The 18,103-nt window shown below is 40.6% G+C and carries 12 protein-coding genes; 5 read left to right on the top strand and 7 right to left on the bottom strand.

Annotated features, from left to right (window positions below):
- Positions 1-116 precede the first annotated feature (116 nt).
- Positions 117-4,835 carry an FkbM family methyltransferase gene (locus tag IQ270_RS31245; RefSeq protein ID WP_228056526.1) on the top strand — a complete coding sequence of 1,573 codons (4,719 nt, stop codon included), beginning with the start codon at positions 117-119 and terminating at the stop codon, positions 4,833-4,835.
- Between the two features lie 57 nt (positions 4,836-4,892).
- On the opposite strand, the gene IQ270_RS19745 is transcribed toward IQ270_RS31245, so the two are convergent.
- The gene (locus IQ270_RS19745; protein WP_193974838.1) at positions 4,893-5,681 is read right to left on the bottom strand and encodes a bifunctional 2-polyprenyl-6-hydroxyphenol methylase/3-demethylubiquinol 3-O-methyltransferase UbiG; all 789 of its coding nucleotides are present in this window, start codon (positions 5,679-5,681) and stop codon (positions 4,893-4,895) included.
- 21 nt (positions 5,682-5,702) lie between these two features.
- Positions 5,703-6,380 carry a methyltransferase domain-containing protein gene (locus tag IQ270_RS19740; protein WP_193974836.1) on the bottom strand — a complete coding sequence of 226 codons (678 nt, stop codon included), beginning with the start codon at positions 6,378-6,380 and terminating at the stop codon, positions 5,703-5,705.
- 457 nt (positions 6,381-6,837) lie between these two features.
- Here IQ270_RS19740 and IQ270_RS19735 point away from each other — a divergent pair, with 457 nt between their 5' ends.
- Positions 6,838-7,080, top strand: a complete 243-nt coding sequence (locus IQ270_RS19735; RefSeq protein ID WP_193974834.1) for a DUF5678 domain-containing protein — start codon at positions 6,838-6,840, stop codon at positions 7,078-7,080.
- 283 nt (positions 7,081-7,363) lie between these two features.
- On the opposite strand, the gene IQ270_RS19730 is transcribed toward IQ270_RS19735, so the two are convergent.
- Entirely contained in the window at positions 7,364-9,244 is a 1,881-nt protein-coding gene (locus IQ270_RS19730) for a sulfotransferase (RefSeq protein WP_193974832.1), read from the bottom strand.
- 94 nt (positions 9,245-9,338) lie between these two features.
- The gene (locus IQ270_RS19725) at positions 9,339-10,343 is read right to left on the bottom strand and encodes a glycosyltransferase (RefSeq protein ID WP_228056525.1); all 1,005 of its coding nucleotides are present in this window, start codon (positions 10,341-10,343) and stop codon (positions 9,339-9,341) included.
- A 374-nt stretch (positions 10,344-10,717) separates the two neighbouring features.
- On the opposite strand from IQ270_RS19725, the gene IQ270_RS19720 reads away from it, so the two are divergent.
- Entirely contained in the window at positions 10,718-12,307 is a 1,590-nt protein-coding gene (locus tag IQ270_RS19720) for a tetratricopeptide repeat protein (protein ID WP_193974830.1), read from the top strand.
- 31 nt (positions 12,308-12,338) lie between these two features.
- Positions 12,339-12,530 carry a tetratricopeptide repeat protein gene (locus tag IQ270_RS19715; RefSeq protein ID WP_228056524.1) on the top strand — a complete coding sequence of 64 codons (192 nt, stop codon included), beginning with the start codon at positions 12,339-12,341 and terminating at the stop codon, positions 12,528-12,530.
- Here the strand turns inward: IQ270_RS19715 and IQ270_RS19710 are convergent.
- The 3 genes from IQ270_RS19710 to IQ270_RS19700 all read right to left on the bottom strand — a co-directional run bounded on the left by IQ270_RS19710 (position 12,517) and on the right by IQ270_RS19700 (position 16,537).
- The gene (locus IQ270_RS19710; protein ID WP_193974829.1) at positions 12,517-14,271 is read right to left on the bottom strand and encodes a glycosyltransferase family 2 protein; all 1,755 of its coding nucleotides are present in this window, start codon (positions 14,269-14,271) and stop codon (positions 12,517-12,519) included. The two genes, IQ270_RS19715 and IQ270_RS19710, sit on opposite strands and share 14 nt — an antisense overlap.
- 12 nt (positions 14,272-14,283) lie before the next feature.
- Positions 14,284-15,585, bottom strand: coding sequence for an FkbM family methyltransferase (locus IQ270_RS19705; protein WP_193974828.1), 1,302 nt, complete (start codon positions 15,583-15,585; stop codon positions 14,284-14,286).
- 79 nt (positions 15,586-15,664) lie between these two features.
- The gene (locus tag IQ270_RS19700; RefSeq protein WP_193974827.1) at positions 15,665-16,537 is read right to left on the bottom strand and encodes a nodulation protein NodZ; all 873 of its coding nucleotides are present in this window, start codon (positions 16,535-16,537) and stop codon (positions 15,665-15,667) included.
- A gap of 50 nt (positions 16,538-16,587) precedes the next feature.
- Between IQ270_RS19700 and IQ270_RS19695 the strand changes: the two genes are divergently transcribed.
- The coding region (locus IQ270_RS19695) for a hypothetical protein (RefSeq protein ID WP_193974826.1) at positions 16,588-18,103 on the top strand (1,516 nt) is incomplete at its 3' end.

The raw sequence follows: 18,103 nt of genomic DNA, 5'->3' as shown, positions 1-18,103 counted from the left end.
GTGATACGTCTGTATGGGCATCACAGCATTTTCAAAAGGTATTTACAATAGAATTTGCTAAGCATATATATGAATCAACATCTATTATATATAGTCATGTAAAAAATATAGAATTTTTGTGGGGTCATACAAAAGAGCAACTTAAGTTAGTTGTCCCTCAACTTAATGAGCCGGCGCTGTTTTGGTTAGATGCTCATTGGATGGGTGGTGGCACTGCTGGAGAAAATGATGAGTGTCCGTTGCTTGAAGAATTAGAAATAATCAATAATTCTGAATGCGAACATTTTATCCTGATTGATGATGCCCGATTGTTTTTGTCTCCTCCACCAAGCCCTCACCGCATAGAACAGTGGCCTAGCCTTAATGAAATAATTGCTACACTATCGGCGAAAACAAACACATACACCGTTATCTTTGAAGATGCCATAGTTTCTGTGCCTGAACGAGCAAAATCGGTTCTAGCTCAGTTTTGTCAGAATGCTAATACTAAGGCATGGGAAGAGTTTTCGCGAACAGGTGAGTTCCGGGTAGCTACTGCTTTGCCAAAGCATCCAGAAGAGCAGAAAGAAACAGAAAAAATAATAAATAGCACCTTTCAAGGTAGTGGTGAGAGCCAAGTTATCGCTAGATTTATTAATGCAGGTAATGTAGTTTTTGATGTAGGTGCTAATGCTGGGGATTGGACAGCGGAAGTGTTGCACCAAGGGCATGATGTAGAAGTTCACCTGTTTGAACCAATTCCTCATGTTTATAAAAACCTGATTCAGAACCTAGATAAAAAAGTAATTTCCAACAATCTAGCTGTAGGGCAAAAAGAAGAAGTTAAGACATTTTATTATTACGAAGCTAATCCACTTTTGAGCACTTTTTACCGCAGAGTAGATGTAGAAAAACAAGGGTGGCTGAATCCCCCTAAAGAAATTACAGTTTTGACTACAACTATCGATAATTACTGTCAGCGCCACGGCATTAAAAGAATTAATTTTATCAAAATCGATGTTGAGGGCGGCGAATTAGACGTTCTTTATGGAGCTAAACATTTTCTAGAAACAGGCAGAATTGATTATCTGCAATTTGAATATGGTGGAACTTATATCGATTCAAAAACAACGTTGAAAGAAGCATTTGAGTATTTGCAAAAATTCCGCTATGCAATTTTCAAGATCCTCCCAGATAAGTTAGAATACAAACCCACATTTTTGCCAGAGGATGAAAACTTTGAGTTCAGTAATTTCTTGGCCGTCAATGAGCGATTCCGCCAGAATGTTTTGGGTGAAGCAACCGATGGTAAATTAGACATCCAAAAACTTTGCGAACAAAATTCCATTACCCCGCGTGGTGTAATCCATATAGGAGCTCATGAAGGAATAGAACTCAGCAGCTATCAAGCAATGGGTCTAGAAAAGATTCTGTTCATAGAAGCTAACCCCGTTGTTTTTGAACGCTTGCAAGCTAATATGGCTGCTTGTCCGAACGTTCAAGCTGTGAATTGCGCGATTAGCGATCGCAATGGCACTATAGATTTACACGTTACTTCCTTCGATCAAAGCAGTTCTATTCTGCCCTTGAAGCACCATCAAGAGGTTTATCCCCACATCACGGAAACTCATCAAATAACAGTACAGTCGAAAACACTCGATACTCTACTGCAAGAACAGGAACTGAATCCCTCAGATTTTAACATCTTAAATATAGATATCCAAGGTGCAGAACTTTTGGCTTTGCAAGGCGCAACTAATTGGTTGAAATCTGTTGAGTTAATTAACACTGAAGTTAATTATGAAGAACTGTATGAAGGCTGCGCGTTAATTGACCAGTTAGACAAATTTCTCGAAGAACACGGCTTCGAGCGGGTAGCAACCACAACACCAATTCACCCATCTTGGGGAGATGCAATCTATGTGAAGAAACCAGCGATTACCTCATCCGTACTTGGTATGGAGAATATGGGTCGATTGGGAAATCAAGTATTTCTGTATGCGTTTTTGAGAATGTACGCAAGGGAACACAATCTCAGGGTAGAAACTCCAGCTTGGATTGGTCAGTATCTGTTCGGTCACAATGATGCCCCTATTTCCCAGCCATTACCTCTAGTTGGAGAGCAAGCGCAGCCTTACAAACTTTCAGAGTCGGCAATTCTCAATGCACCGAAACCGCTTAAAAATGTAGATTTTCACGGTTATTTTCAGTTTCAAACTCAATATCACGTCCAACATAAACAATATTTTCAATCCTTGTTCAAACCCGTGCCAGAAGTCGAAGCGAAGGTGATAGAAGCTCTCAACCGCTTGCGTTCTCAAGGTAAAACAGTGGTTGGATTGCATTTGCGACGCGGTGATTACAGAAGCGTTCATACTGTTGTGCCGTATCTTACTGTTGCTCCGAGTGGATGGTACAAGGAATGGCTGGACGGTTTGTGGGAAACTCTCGACGAACCCGTCTTGTTTATTGCTAGCGATGAAGTCGAAACAGTTATCGGCGATTTTGCTGAATACCATCCGATAACAGTCAAAGATTTGGGTGTAGAAATGCCAGAAGCACCTTTCTATCCTGATTTTTACATTTTGAGCCTATGCGATGTTTTGGGAATTTCCAACAGCACGTTCTCGTTTGCAGCAGCGATGCTGAACGAACGGTGCAAGTTTTTCTTCCGCCCTAACTTGCTAAAGCAAAAAATGATTCCGTTCGAGCCTTGGAATAGCGAGCCATTGCTGCGGGATAATCCTAATGAGTTGCCAGCAACAGGGTTTCAAAAATCGGTGAAAATTTTGAACGTTCAGGAGGTTGCATTAATGTCTCCTGACGATCCAGAGTTGCTGTGGGGATTTAATGTAGAGGCTCCGGCGATCGGAACTAAGGTAAATCCCAGTAATATTTTGATTGGGGGTTGGGTGATAGGTAAAAAATCCCCCGCTGTTAAAGTTGAGTTGATTTGCGACGGCGAAGTGCTTCGAGAAATTCCTGTGAATCAGCACCGCCCAGATGTTGCTGCGGTTTTTTCGGGAGTACCGTTAGCAGAAAATAGCGGTTATGCAACTGAATGGGAAGTAACAGGAACGCTGCCTGAATCTCAACTCTCCCTCCAAGCTGTACTTGCCGATGACACCCGTGTGAAAATGGGGTTAATTCGACTGCAAGAAATTTTTTATCCGACTCCCAAACTCAACCTCAGAAAAAAGTGCAAACTGAGCGTGTGTGCAATTATGAAAAATGAGGCTCCATATCTCATAGAGTGGTTGGAATTTCATAAAATAGTTGGTGTAGAAAGGTTTTATCTATACAATAACAACAGCACAGATAATACTTTAGACATTGTTCAGCCTTACGTTCAATCTGGTGAAGTTGTTTTGCACGACTGGCCATTTAGCCCTAAACAACAAGCTTCGGCATACGAACATTGCCTGGAAGAATACAAACAAGAATCTGAGTGGATAGCGTTTCTAGATTTAGATGAGTTTTTGTTTCCTACAGACAAGGAAAACTTAACAGAAGTATTAGAGGAATTTGATTCCGTACCAGCAGTGGGAGTCAATACGTTAATTTTTGGTTCTTCAGGTCATGAAACTAGACCGGAAGGCTTACAAATTGAAAATTTCACTAAACGAGCCACAGACAATTTTGAAGTCAATAGGTATGTAAAAAGTATTGTCTGTCCTGAACAAATCCTTCGCCCAAACTGTCCGCACTTTTTCATTCCAATTAATAATGAAGCTTGTTCAGTCACAGAAAATAAAGAACCTTTAGAAGGTTCTATATCTGAAAGACTGTCAGTGCAAAAACTGCGGATAAACCATTACTATACTAGGTCTAAACAGGAAATAAAAGAAAAAGTTATGCGGGGGGATGCTTTTTTCCCTTGGCAAAAAGCTTTGTCTGTTCTAGAAGCTAGAGATCGCAATGAAGTAGAAGATTTAACGATTCAGCGTTTTGTTCCCAGGCTAAGGGAGGCTGTTGATACAGCAGTTTCTAAATCTCGAATAGCCCAGATTTTAATGGAACGGTGGGGCTTGCAATCTAAGCTGTACCAGATGCAAATGGAATTAGAGGAATCTCATATGGAATTAGAGGAATCTCATAAAAAGTTGCACCAAATTCCTGGGGGATTTGAGAAATTTACAACTCAAATACAACAAGTTCAAGAAGAACTCCAACCAATTAAAGAAGAACTTGAAATCCGGCGGGTTCAATACCACAAAACTCAGGAAGAACTCGAACAAACTAAGTCTCAGCTAATTGAAGTTCAGACTCAACTGCAAGAGATGGAGAGTGCTGCGGCTCCGTTAAATCAACTGGCAGAGTTTTATTTAGCTCAAGGCAAGTTAGAAGATGCGATCGCAGTTTGCGAGCAAGTCTTAAAGATTAACCCCAAGTTTGTTCCGGCTTACAAGACTTTGGGCAATGTATTGCAAGCTCAGGGTAAACTGGATGAGGCAAGGAATTGGTATATTCGCGCTCTGGAAATTCAACCTGATTTTGCTCAAGCTTTGGCAAACCTGGGGACTATTCACGCACAGCAGCAACAGTGGCAAGAGGCGATCGCAGCTTACCAAAAAGCGATCGCGATTCAACCAAATTTTGCTGGTGTTTACCGGAACTTGGCTAAGGTTTTTTCGCAAATTGGCAAGCCAGATGAAGCTGTCGAGTGTTGTTATGCAGCTTTGATTTTGGAACCCAAAACAACAGCAGAGGAATACTTTAACCTGGGTAATAGTCTGTTAGAGCAAGGAAAGCAGGATCGGGCGATCGTCTGTTACCGCAGGGCGGTTTATTTAAACCCAAATTTGTCTGAGGCTCATGACAAGTTAAGTGAAGTTATGTCTGTTGTTGGGGAGTAGGGTGAAGCGATCGCTTATTATCAAAAAGCGATCGAACTTCCAGCACAAATCTAGAACTCACCGTCTCATCGCTACTACAGCAAAGCACGGCCCGTGAGGAGTGTGAGGCTGATCGAAGTTGATGCGAATGTCGGTTAACCCAAAATAGGTCAAACATGACATGATATCTTCACGGCTCATCCAGTTACTAAATCGACTGCTGCCGCCGCAGAAACCAGCAGCTTTTACTTCACCTTTGTATTCCCCATATTCCTGACGGTAAAGCATATGTTTAAAGCCTTGATACTCAGCAGCAGTCTTCTCGGCAAACCTTGGGGAAAGGTAAGGAGTGCTGCGGATTATATTCTCGTCATAGTAGTGAGTCCATATAAAAACTCGGTCTGAAACTTGAGCAATCAAGCCGATCAGCTCAGCAGGGTTTGTCATGTGGTACAGTATGCCGCTGGCGAAGCAAGTATCAAATTTGCCTGGATTTGACCGCAGATATTCTACACAATCGCCACAAAGAAAGTGAGAATTGTGAAGTCCCATGACTTCTTTAACAATTAGGCATTTTAGATAAGCGCGAGTGCTGGCCTCAACTGCCGTAATCGATGCTGCTCCCAGTTTCTCCAGCATATAGGTATGTCCCGCTTCCAGAGGCCCGAGTTCGAGGATTGTTTGACCTGTAACTCCCCCTAATTGCTCAACAGCCCAGGTGATGCGAGCATCATCAAACAGTCCGCTTTGTCCTGCATTTAGTAATGACAAATCCCCTGGCAACTTAGATGCCCATTCACCTTGAAAAATATCAAGCGCATTCTGTACGTTGGGTGCAGATTTGACATAATAATCAATGATTTCCATAAGCTTAGTTTTATTTTTAAATTACAATATTTTTCGGAAAATACAAATAAATTCACCACAATTTTCTTGAAATAGTTCTACTTCCAAACCTACTGATAGATTTTGCTGAAAGTATTGAATTAATTCAGAGAAAGTCTCTGGTGTCCAGACGTGGAAGTGAATGCTGTAATCCATGTCAAGTAAAGCCTGTACGCGAGACGATATCTGCGGTTCAGGAAATTTGTCAACTAGCCTAACATACTCTTCATAATGAGGCAGTCTTGACCATTCCGGCCCTTCTTTGTAGTCCCGAATTAGGTGGTCGAGGGTGGTCACGGGCCGATCGCGATCGAATATATAGCGTTTGTCCGGCACGCCCATGTACACGATTCCTCCGGGTTTGACAACTCTCAAAAAGTTTTCCAAAGCGCCGATCGGATTTTGACAGTGTTCTATCATGTGATTGGCAATGACAAAATCCCAAGAGTTATCTGGTGTGGCTGCAAGTGTTTCACCGTCATCTATAATATCAACCTCTGCGAGATTGACCCCAGCTAGCTCCGGGTAGTGTCTCCTTAATTCTTCTACTGGCATCCGATCTATGTAATGAACTTTAACGCCAGCAGGAACTTCTAGAGGAGCATTCAGCGGGCCCACCTCAATTCCCTCACCTTTTAAGTATTGAGAAGCTATTTCTCTTCTTTTTGCGTACAGATCCATAATTTATTATCTTGTCTTGCGAGTTGAGATGTGACTCCTCAGTACAGGGGTAGAGCCCGATCGACCTTTCTAGTTTACCCGATCGCGCGTGTTGGTCGATCTATTGAGTGCGATCGGCTTCATTTATTTTTCGGATAATATTTATGGTATATTTGATGGCTTAGGGGCTGGGGGGCTATCCCATAATACCTGGTGTTGTGGGAACATCCTCAGAAACCTGAAGCCTGATATGCTTGGGACAACGATGGCTTGAGTTTAGTGAGGGCGATCGAACAAAAATTACTCTATGTAGTAGAATGGGGGCAAAAGCCCGATCGCAACTGGGGTAAATTATGTTTGAGAAAATTTTGTGCCGGCAGATATCATTAACCCAACGATAGATGATTTTCTAAAATACAAAAAAGAGATTTAACCCAACGATAGATGATTTTCTAAAATACAAAAAAGAGATTTAATTATGGAACCCGAGTATCCTACAGCTAATGATTGGTATAAAGCTCATCGACCGGAGTTAAAAAAATATCGGGGTGAGTGGATAGCTTATACTAATAAAGGGGTGATCGCTCACGATCGCGATTATCGAAAAATGAAGGATGCGCTCGATCCGAGTTTGTCGGGTTTAGATTATGTAATTGAACGGATATTTGAAAGCGAGTTTGTCGATTCAGTCAATTTTTATCCTGTCAGAATGAGAAGATAAAAATCTTACAATTGACAACCTAAATACCAATTGTTATTGAAATTTCAGCATACCGTAGCAGTGAAAATTCTGGTTGATTCAAGTACAGAACTTAGTTTGATTGGCTCTCCTGGATTTGTGGTAGAAGCGGTAGTGTGAGCGTCTCCCTCACGCAGGCTTTCCTGTCCCTACCACGGGAAGTTTTATTTTTATGAGCAAGCACCTAAAACTCAGGAAAACCCTTCACTCACGGCTACAGGTTCATTATCCAATTGCTTTGGATCAATGTTTATGCGGTTTATAGTCAATGTTTTATCAGAGGCAATTGCGTCATTTTTTTCACCATCACTTGGCGCATTAACTGTTGCCATTCCAGGGAATTAGTTAAACTTTCCGAATCTAGTTCCAACCCTTGGGCAACGGAAAATTTAGAAAAACTTTCTAACCAATTCATAATTGTTTCGCTTGCTGAGGTTTGAGTTAATTTTAAAGCGTTTTGAAGGTGCTGCTTCATCACAGGCAGTTGACCATTACAGTAAGCATTCCAGGCATCCCAAACTAACAGATTGTAATCCACTTCGCTTTGTTTTCCCGGAGATTCAGCTACGATTTGTTCTAGCTGGTGCCGTTGTTGGATTTGGTCAATATAGGTCTTAGCTTGAGCTAATTCCTGTTGTAGTTCGTGGAGTTGACATTTCGATTGTTTGAATTCTGTTTGCCATTGATGAATTTGTGCTTCTTTTTGTTTGATATCTCCTTCTAGCTCTATTTTTAGTTGTGTAAATTTGTGATTTACCAGTTTAAAATTCTCTTGCTCTTGTTTAAGTTGAGTTGCGGTTTGCTCTAACTCTTCTAAAGTTTGATGCCGTTGAATGTTAATTCGTTCTTCTCGTTTTTCTGCTTGCTGTAACTGATTCATCAATTGACTTAAAGCTACCTCGGCTTCATAAAGTTTAGATTGCGATTCCTCCCAAGCTTGGCGGTGCAGTTCATAGTATTCTAATTCTTCTTGAGTTTGATGTAACTGCGATTGATAACGCATAACATCAAATTGAGCTTGACCAAGTTGAGTTGTGGTCTGTTCTAATTCCTTGCGAGTGTGATTAAGTTGAGCATGAGATTGTTGTAAAACGGACTCGGTTTGTTGTAACTGAGTTTGAGATTTCTCTAAAACGCTTTCTGTTTCATGTAACTGAAATTGAGATTGTTCGAGGAGATTTTCTGCTGTTTTGAGTTGGGCTTTGGTCTGTTCTAATTCAGTTTGACGAGACTGAGATTCTTGCAATTCCGGTTCTTGTGCGTGCAATTGAGTTTTCAAGGATTTATTATCCTGTTCTAATCGACGCAAATTCGCCCAATCTTGAAAAGCCCAAGTTCGATAGAGAGACGGTTTTAATAATTCTTGCCACGAAAAATCGGGCGTTTGTTCAGGATGCCATGCTCTGCCTTCTAGTTCCTGATACAGTTCAATAGTTTCCGGAAAATAATAATCAATTACAGTTGGTTGCTGACTATTGGATGAAACCTCTGTTTTCAACATCGATGGATCGTAAGCTGTAGGAGCAGGATGACTTAAATCAACGTTGAACTTGTGATTTATCGTATCAATATAGGCGGCTTGGTATTGAATAATCGTTTTGACATTTGCAAGCAGACAACGATTTTGTTCCTGGTTATAAAAATTAAGAATTTTTTGGTTGTAATGCTGCCAATATTTAATGGCTAATTCTGGTTGACTTTGAAAAAGTTCATCTTTTCGCCGATATAGAGAGTCCGCCACTTCCCAAGGAGAGCGATAAATTAATAAAAACCTGGCTTTTGGTAAAAGTTTTGCCCAAAAGTCTAAAAAGAGAGTGGTTCGAGGTTCTTTCCATCCCCAAACTGAACTTAAAGCATTATTTTCTATAATTTGTTTAGCTCTATCAATAAATTCTTCCTTAATTTCTAAATTGTCTTGTAATGTCCAGCCCGCACTACTGAGTCCTTGTGAATCAAGAATATTCATGTGAAACTCATAGAAGTCAATATTTTCCCAATGCCCTTTAATATTGACGTGATCGGCACCTAATAAATTTCGACCAATGTGAATACCGGCACTCTGCAAAATAGATGCGGTTAAGGATGTTCCTGAACGGTGCATTCCGGTGATAATGAAAACGGTTTGTTCGGTGTTGGATTTTTGCATGATTTTAGAATGGTTTTCTGCGGGTAAACGTTTATGGAGTTCTATTTTTAGATGACAGTAAATCAAAAACCTAAAGAATTTAGGTAAGACAATATTACCAAATTTCCCGAATATTATCGAGGATTTCTAAAAAAGCCTGACGCTCTTTGAGAAGATTATGCTCATGGGCGGTTTGTTTCGCTTGGGTTAAAATTTCCCCAATTTTACTTCGAGGATATTGTAATGCTTGTTGGATTGCATTCAATAAACTTTCTATCCGATACTCTGGACGGATACAATTATACCATGACAGGCAAAAAGATCGATTGCCAATACAGTCGGGACAGATTACCAGTGTTCCTAGCGCCATCCCTTCTAAAGCCGGAAGATAAAACCCCTCCCCTTCTTGTTGATTAGGAAGAAATACCGTCATCTTTGCACTATTTAGCTTTTGTAAATATTCTGCCCTGGAAAGTTGTGCTGTGAGAAGTTCCACTTTGTTTTCGGTTGTTTCTAATTCTTTTTTTAACTGTTGTCCTAAAATAGGTTCTTTCAACGCGCAAATTAAAATATCACAATCTTTTTGTTCCCAATCTAAAGGTTGGGGTAGTTCACTCAGATCCAATCCACAAGGAATAACGAATAGTTCTCCGTTGACTTGATGAGTTTCTTCTAAATAAGTTTTGATTTCTGGACTGACACAAATCCGAATCGCTTTATACTTGAGAAAGGAATAACGAGGATTATCAGGATAGGCGTGTCTGACGTGCTGAATTAAATTAATAATCGGAATCTGTGAATTATTTTTATAGTGTTCATCAAGGAAATGCCAATCTAATCCTTCCATGAAAATTACAGCGGGATTTACTAGGGGGTCAGATAAGAGGAAAGTTTTATCTGAATTTAACCAAGGATTGTTTGGCTTCCAACTGCTTTGAGGTGTGAAATAAATAAAGGGAGCATAACTCTGGGAAAATTTGACATGATTAAAATAGTCCCAAACCTTTAAGTGCCCACCTGTAAAACCTCCATAATCTCGGTAAAATAACATCGACTGACGAGAGGGTTCCGCTAAGGGGGATGAGGGTGGTAGAGTTGTTAGCGGTTCCCAAGATGCCATCTCGGTTTGAATTTGCTGTAGCCACGACTGCGATCGCTCTAGTTTGTTTTTAATTTTTGGCAATTCCGAAGGCAATGGCATATATAAAGTTATTAACAACGGATAGAGAAGGGGGAAAAATGGACGGGAACAATCAGGTATTGACTGGCCTATCAATCTCTAAAGGTTGAGTGACTGTTTGCAGCTTCCCTCAAGTGTTCATCACCAATATAATCTTATTGTGTCGGCTGGCATCCTTCTTGCTGGTAAGATTTAACTGCTGTTCAATGCAGATGGAATCAGATAACTGCTCAAAGAAGTTGTGATAACTTGTTGACACTAAATGCTACCAGACATGATATAATTGAATCCTAGAAATAATCGAGAGTTGTGATATGAGTATTAGCCATTTTGAGACAGCAAATCAACAGTTACGGACAAGTCAGTTGGAAAAGGCAATTCTCAGCTATGAGCAGAAGATACAAGAAAACCCATCATCCCCCTGGCGTTATTATAACTTGGGGGAAGCTCTCAGTCAACAGGGAAGTTTTGAGGACGCGATCTCAGCTTATCAGAAAGCTGTTGAACTCAACGCCCATTCCCCTTGGTTCTATGACAGGTTAGGTACTGTGGAACTGCAAGCCGGACATTTGAGCCAAGCGATCCGTTGCTTTCAACAAGCCATTGCCTTAGAGCCGAACTTTTATGAATTTTACACAAATTTGGGGATGGCTCTCACCCAGCAAAACAATATTGTAGAAGCCATTTCTTCGTTTCACAAGGCATTAGAGCTTAAACCCAAGGATGCCGAAACCTATTATAATTTAGGACTGGCTCACGCGCAACAGAACCAAGGGCCAGAGGCGATCGCGGCTTACCATCAAGCCTTAGAGATTAATCCTTATTGGCCAGAATGTTATTTATCATTAGCCAAAGTTCAAGAACAGTGCGGTCAAACTGATGAAGCACTCAAACATTATCGTCGTGCTTGTCAGCTCAATCCTAATTTAATAGAAGCTTACGAAAAATTACGAAAATTATTAGAAGAGCAGGAACAATGGGAGGAAATCATTAGTCTCTCGCGTCGGAGTTGTCAGGTGAATCCTAACTCTGCAACTGCTTACTATAATTTGGGAACGGCATTAATGCACCAGCAGGAATGGAAAGAATCTGTAACAGCATTAGGTCGAGCTTGTGAACTTAATCCTAATTTAGCAGAGGCTTATGACCCGTTAGGGAAAGCTTTAGCGGCACAAAATGAATGGGAAGAAGCGGTTAGGGTTTATCGTCGAGCCGTTGAACTGCATCCTAATTATAGTCAGCATCAATGGGGTTTAGCTCAAGCACTGGTGCAAACTCATAATTTGGAAGAAGCAATTAGTGCTTATCATCAAGCCTGTGCTTTGAACCCAAGTTCGGCTGAGTTATATGATGAATTGGGGCAGGCGTTAGCACAATTTTATCAATGGGAAGAAGCGATCGCTGCCTATCGCCAAGCCTTAGAATTAAATCCAGCCAATCCGCGTTCCATTGAAAATCGCTTAGAACAAATTTTAGGCAAAAAACGCCAATTTGAAGAGGCTATCGCCTCCTACCGTCGCAGTCAAGATTTTAATCCTGATTCCTTTGAGTCCTATCAAAACTTAGGGCAAACCCTCCGACAACAAGGTGCAATTGAAAATGCTATTGTTGCTTTACGTCGAGCTTATATTCTCAACCCAGGTTCGGCCGTTGCTTATCACGTTTTAGGTCATACTTTTGCTATGCTTCAAAAGTGGGATGAAGCGATTAGTTGTTATCGCCGCGCTTGTGAGATTTATCCAGATTCTCCCGATATTAATTTACATTGGGGAGAAGCATTAGAACAGAAAGGAAATTATCAAGAGGCAATAGCTTATTTCCAAAAAGCAATTACCCTCAAACCGGACTTTGATTTGGCTTATGAAGGGATGGGTCGTGTAAATTCAAAAAAAAAAGGGAGTTAATTTAGAGCCTCTCTCTCGCTATCAAGAGATATTGAAAAACAGTCCTAATGATCCTGAGATTTATCAGGAGCTGGGACAAGAATTGCATCGTCAAGGCTGTTTAAAAGAAGCCATTGATTGTTACCGCAAAGGGATAGAATTGCAGGGCGAACCGATTCATTTATGGTTCTATCGGAATTTAGGAGAAGCGTTGTTAGAACTTGAGCAAGCTATTGGAGATTAGCAGAGCCAAACCTCCACTTTGATATCGAATCTAAATCATTGGTGTCGATTGATAAACTCCTTTTCAGATAAGAATGATAACGGTCTAGGAATTTTGCTTTCTGCTGTTCATTGCCGATATCTGACATCAAGCGTACTAGCCATAGGAATGTTTGAGTATAGGCCTGGGACTCCAAGGGACGCATCCAAGGTTTAACGGTGGGGCGTGAAAAATAGTTTTGCAGAAGTTGTTCGGACTCTTGCGCCATTTGAGCGATGGTTTCAGGAATATAGGGTTGGGGTTCTCGACAGCAAACTGTTGGCTGTTCTAAACAAACCGCGGCCGCCCCCCTTGAGGATAAATTCAGTAGCAGGTCAAGGGTAGCGGCTTGTTGAGAGAGTTGGGGGTTAAAGCCACCATAACGCTGCAACCAACTGCGCCGAAATAGAATTGTGTTAGTTCGGATGAATTGCCACAGTGTTGGTAACATCCAGGCATGAACCCCATGTAACCCTTCCCGTCCTTGTAAAACGGAATTAAAGGCTGCAATATTAATAGCCTGACTCCTACTGCCGGAAGGGGTTTGCCAAGCACTGAGGACTATTTCTAAAGAACCTGCTTTCTGTTCAAAGCAAGCGACTTGTTGGGCGAGTTTTTCGGGCAAAAATACCTCCGAGGTATTCAAAAAAGTCACAAATTCCCCTTGGGCGATGTCCAAACCGCGATTACAGGCGGCGACAATCCCTTGAGAGGGTTGATGGATGTAGCGGATTGAGGGATAGTCTGCTTTGAGTCGCGATCGCATTTCTTGCGTAAAACTATCATCAACGACGATAATTTCAAAGTCAGTCAGGGTTTGTTGGTAAACACTGTCAATGCTTTGACGCAGAGGGAGAGATGCAAAATCTTGCTTCTCTACATTGATGGTGGGGATAATCACACTAACTCTAGGGGTGTGGTTGGGAGAGAAGGGAGTTAAGTAAACAGTCGCATTGGCACTATTGCCCGCAAAATGACCTTGGAGAAAGGTTTGATTCTGTTGTGCTTCGGTTCCTTGAAATGCTTCTAAACGATGTCCTGGCAAATGGTTGTAATCGTGGTTTTGATGAATCGCGGTAATTAATTGACTGGCATTGATGACCGGAATCTTCTGTTTGAGGGCTTCTCCTACCATCCAGTTATCCCAGCCTGCGCGTCCAACGGCAAATTTTGGTAGTTGGGAAAATAGAGGTTTGGGGAAAACGAAATAATCTAAGGCTCCAACGCCACTGAAAGTTCCTGCTTGATGAACACGATCGCGTAAATTTTGTTCCCAATGGGAATGATGAAAGTTTAAGGGTTCAGTGAGATCCAGATTCCAACGTCTTCCTATGATTAAAAATTGCTGGTATTGGGTGATAACTTGTTGAACCGTTGGCAGGAAGTCACTGGTTAAGATAATATCCGAATTAACATAGGTTAATATCGGGTATTTCGCTTGTTGGGAAGCTTGGCAAAAAATATCATTTAACAGGGGAGTTCCGTGAGTATTGAGTTGGATGTGGGGAATGTGGCGTAAACCAAACTCTCTGGCAGTTTCTCTTGTTCCCTCATCATTTCCCAATAATATAATTTCCGGTTGGGGTTGCAAGTGTAACCAACTTTGAATGGCATTCCGTTGAATAATACCAATCTGACCTAGAAAGGGTTTAGGAACTGCAAAAATTGTGAGGTTTAATGTGGGTTGAAGATTAGGAAGAATTGATAAAGGGCTAGCTGTCATAATCTATCCTCACTAATCTTCTAGGGTTTCTGCTAGAACTTTTGCCAATAGTTTGACTATCGCTGCATTATCTGATTTAGATTTTGTGCTAACGGTGAGTTCAGGTTGGGGTTGAACTTGAGTTAATTGGGTTTTAGTTTGTTCCAGTTCCGTTTGGAGTTTGGTGATTTCTTCTTTCTGTTGATGAAACTTAGCAACATATTGTTCTAACTCAACTTGTACTTCATCCAGTTGGAATTGGGTTAGTTCCAATTCTTCTCGAACTTCATGGAGTTCTGAACGAGACTGATCAGATTCTTTTTGGGTTTGTTGAAGTTGGGTTTGTAATTGTTCCTGTTGGCTTTGAGATTGTTTAAGGTCGGTTTGGGTTTGTTGAAGTTGGGTTTGGAGTTGTTCCTGTTGGCTTTGAGATTGTTTAAGGTCGGTTTGGGTTTGTTGAAGTTGGGTTTGGAGTTGTTCCTGTTGGCTTTGAGATTGTTCTAATTCTGCTAATATTTGATCCCGTTGAGATTCTAACTCAGCTAAATTCTCTGCTTTTTGTTGCAGTTGATCTTGGGTTTGTTCCAACGTTCCCAAAGTTTCTTGGTACTGTAACTGTAAAGTTTCTAACTCCTGTTGCGTTGCCTGAAGCAATTGAGAGGTTGGGGATAGGGGTTGAACGGGAAGCACCCCATCCTCAGTTCTAACAGTCTGACGGACATAAAACGCTTCTCCCCAAGCGGGATGGTAGGGAGTCTCCTCTGCTACACGCTGGAATTGGTAGTCGGTGAGGAACTGATCGACTTGTTCCGCTAAGGCCCCGCCTTTAAACAGTTCTTGATAATGAACGGTGGTGTAAATGGCATCTAGGGTGTTGAGGAGTTGGGTAGCGCCTTCTAAGGCGAGGAGTTCAGCACCTTGGATATCGAGAATCAGAATATTAAAGTCAGTGGGAGACAGATCCAGTTCTTCAAGGAGAGTATCGAGGGTGCGCGAAGGGAGGGTAAGTTGTTGAGTTTCCTTGATATTGGGGTAAATTTTGCTGTACTGTTGCCAGGGTAGGATGGAACTGCTAGACTCTAGGGAAGTCAGATGCAGGGTCACGGTGTCGTTGTGGTTGGCAATGGCAGCTTGAACGACTTGAGTATTAGGACTATTGACAAAGTTGGCTTGGAGTCGTTCAACAGCAGTGGGGTTGGCATCGATGAGTAAGGTTTTAACGGTATTGGGGAGGTTGAGGCGTTTGAGGGTTTTGCCGTCGTAAGCGCCTATGGAGATAATACCGCGTGGGGTGATATTATGTTGTTGGCAGAGTTTGGGGAAGTCGATTTTCATAGAGGAAGGCTTGAAGTTTAATGCTTTTGGAGTTTATTATATCAGGGATTAGAATGAGGAAAAGCAACTTTAGCGTGAATTACCAAAGCATGATATTATTGCTATCTGATTTAAAATAACAAGTTGATATCCTAGAAAACGATGAATTACCTTGTGCAATTAAATATTTGCAGTGGCTGAGTAAAAACATTTCAACAACAGCATCTAGGAGGATTTCTTCAGGAATTCTTCCAGATTGATAGCGATGGATTGGTGTGTGATCAGAGGGGAACCATTTATTTCTCACTAGCATATGATTAACATATCGGAGTTTAAATTCAATAATGATATCAGGATTATCAGTAGCTAAAAAAATTTTAGCTGTAGGTTCTACAGATAAAAGGTCATCAATTTTTTGAAAAACCGTCTTTAAAGGTTGTTTAGGTTGTTTGTCTGTAAAACGTACATGAACACCAATTACAGTTTCAGAAAAATATTTTTCTGCAAATTCACACACTATTTTTTGAACAGCGGGTTTAAGTTTTAGATGATGACGCAGAATTTTTGTATCTAATCCTCCATAAGAAGTAAAAATGACAATATCTTCTGTGTAAGAACGATCTAATTCCACAACACATTTTTGACCTAAATATTGATCGTTTAATTTCCAAACAAGAGGAAATTGCATAACTTGATCGCTAGGGTCAGTTAAATGATTGAACCACATTGCAGGAGCAACAGTTTTTTGGATATAATTGGGAATATCATAGGTATGCTGAAGACTACTATCTATATTGATAAGCTGAAAAAATTCAAAAAAGACATTTTTGGAGGAATGGCTACTGTACCAATGATCATTCCACTCAACGATTAGTTTTCTGTTAGTGGTTTGAGCATATTTAATAGCTGCGCTTAAAGCCGATAGTCTATTTCCTAGTCCTGCTATTCCTTTAAGGATGATATACTGAGCCATACCATTAAATTAAGTGATGGTTGAATATTTTTTGATGTCGCGATCGTACCATGAATCAGTCCCCTTTCACAACACCTATCGTTTTGATTATCTTTAAAAGACCTCAGACAACAAAGCAGGTTTTTGAGGTGATTCAAACATTACAACCCTGTCAGTTATTCGTCATTGCTGATGGCCCCAACCCTGAACACCCTGGAGAAATTGAAAAATGTGCAGCTACACGGGCGATTATCGACAGACTTGACTGGAAGTGTGAAGTATATAAAAATTACTCTGATATTAATTTAGGGTGTAAAAAACGGATTTCTAGCGGGTTGGATTGGGTTTTCAGCCAAGTTGAAGAAGCAATTATTTTAGAAGATGATTGTATTCCTCAACTTAGTTTTTTTCAATTTTGTCAGGAGTTATTAGAGCGATATCGCCATAATGAGCGTGTTTTTCAAATTACAGGAGAAAACACTCATGGATACCGTTGTGCAGATTCTAGTTATTACTTTTCAGCCTATAGCTTTTATTGGGGTTGGGCTACTTGGAAACGAGCTTGGAAATATTTTGATGGAAGTTTGAAACAATGGCTCCAGGTACGGGAAAGTCAATGGTTACAAGACTATTTAGGAGATTACCCATCGGCTCAATATTGGGCTGAAATCTTTGATTTAACTTATAATGGATTTAATTCTTGGGGATGGGCTTGGACGTTTACTTGTTTTGTGAATCAAGGTTTATGTGCAGTCCCTAATCAGAATTTAATTTCTAATGTTGGGTTTGGGGAAGATGCCGCCCATACAACTTGGGAAGTAGATGAAATTGCAAATTTACCCACCCAATCTATTGATTTTCCTCTACACCATCCGACGAAGGTTAAAGTTAATATTCAGGCTGAAGCAGTGATTGATAAAGTCAGATTTACAGGTCGAAAATATCTCAGGGGAATGCGACAAAATGCTATTGATTTATTTAATCAAGGACAGTATGAATCGGCGTTAGAGATTTGGGAAAATTGTATTAATTTTAGACCAGATTTAATGAATTTAAACGATGAAAAAGCCCGATGCTTGCAGAAACTAAGAAATTATAAACAGAGGATTCAAAGTGCAAACAATCATAAGATTGAAAAAACAGCCAATCAGCAGCGATTTTTAGTCTATACAATGGGAAAAGTAGGTTCAACTTCTATTTCAATGTCTTTAAAAAAGTATGCTGAACAGGTCTATGATATTCATTTCTTAGATGAAAAATATTTACAGAATAATATGCACAAGGGTCATTGTGTTGATGGCTATTTTGTGCTTAAAAATTGGTTAGGAAAACCCTTAAAAGTTATTTCAATGGTCAGAAATCCGATTGATGTCAATATTGGGGGATTTTTTCAAAATATCGAGATTTATTATCCCCATTTAACCCGAGAACAAATCCAGCAGTTAAGTGTTGAAGAACTGATTGACAAATTTGGGACACTAAACCCCAATTATCCCCTGGGTTGGTTTGAGCGAGAGTTTAATAAATCTTTTAATTTTGATGTTTATTCGCAACCTTTTTCGACTTTGGGATGGAAAACCTATTTCC

Origin of the sequence: Microcoleus sp. LEGE 07076 (genome assembly GCF_015207455.1) — a bacterium.
Lineage (GTDB): Bacteria > Cyanobacteriota > Cyanobacteriia > Cyanobacteriales > Microcoleaceae > Microcoleus.
This window is presented reverse-complemented; position numbering and strand designations above follow the sequence as displayed.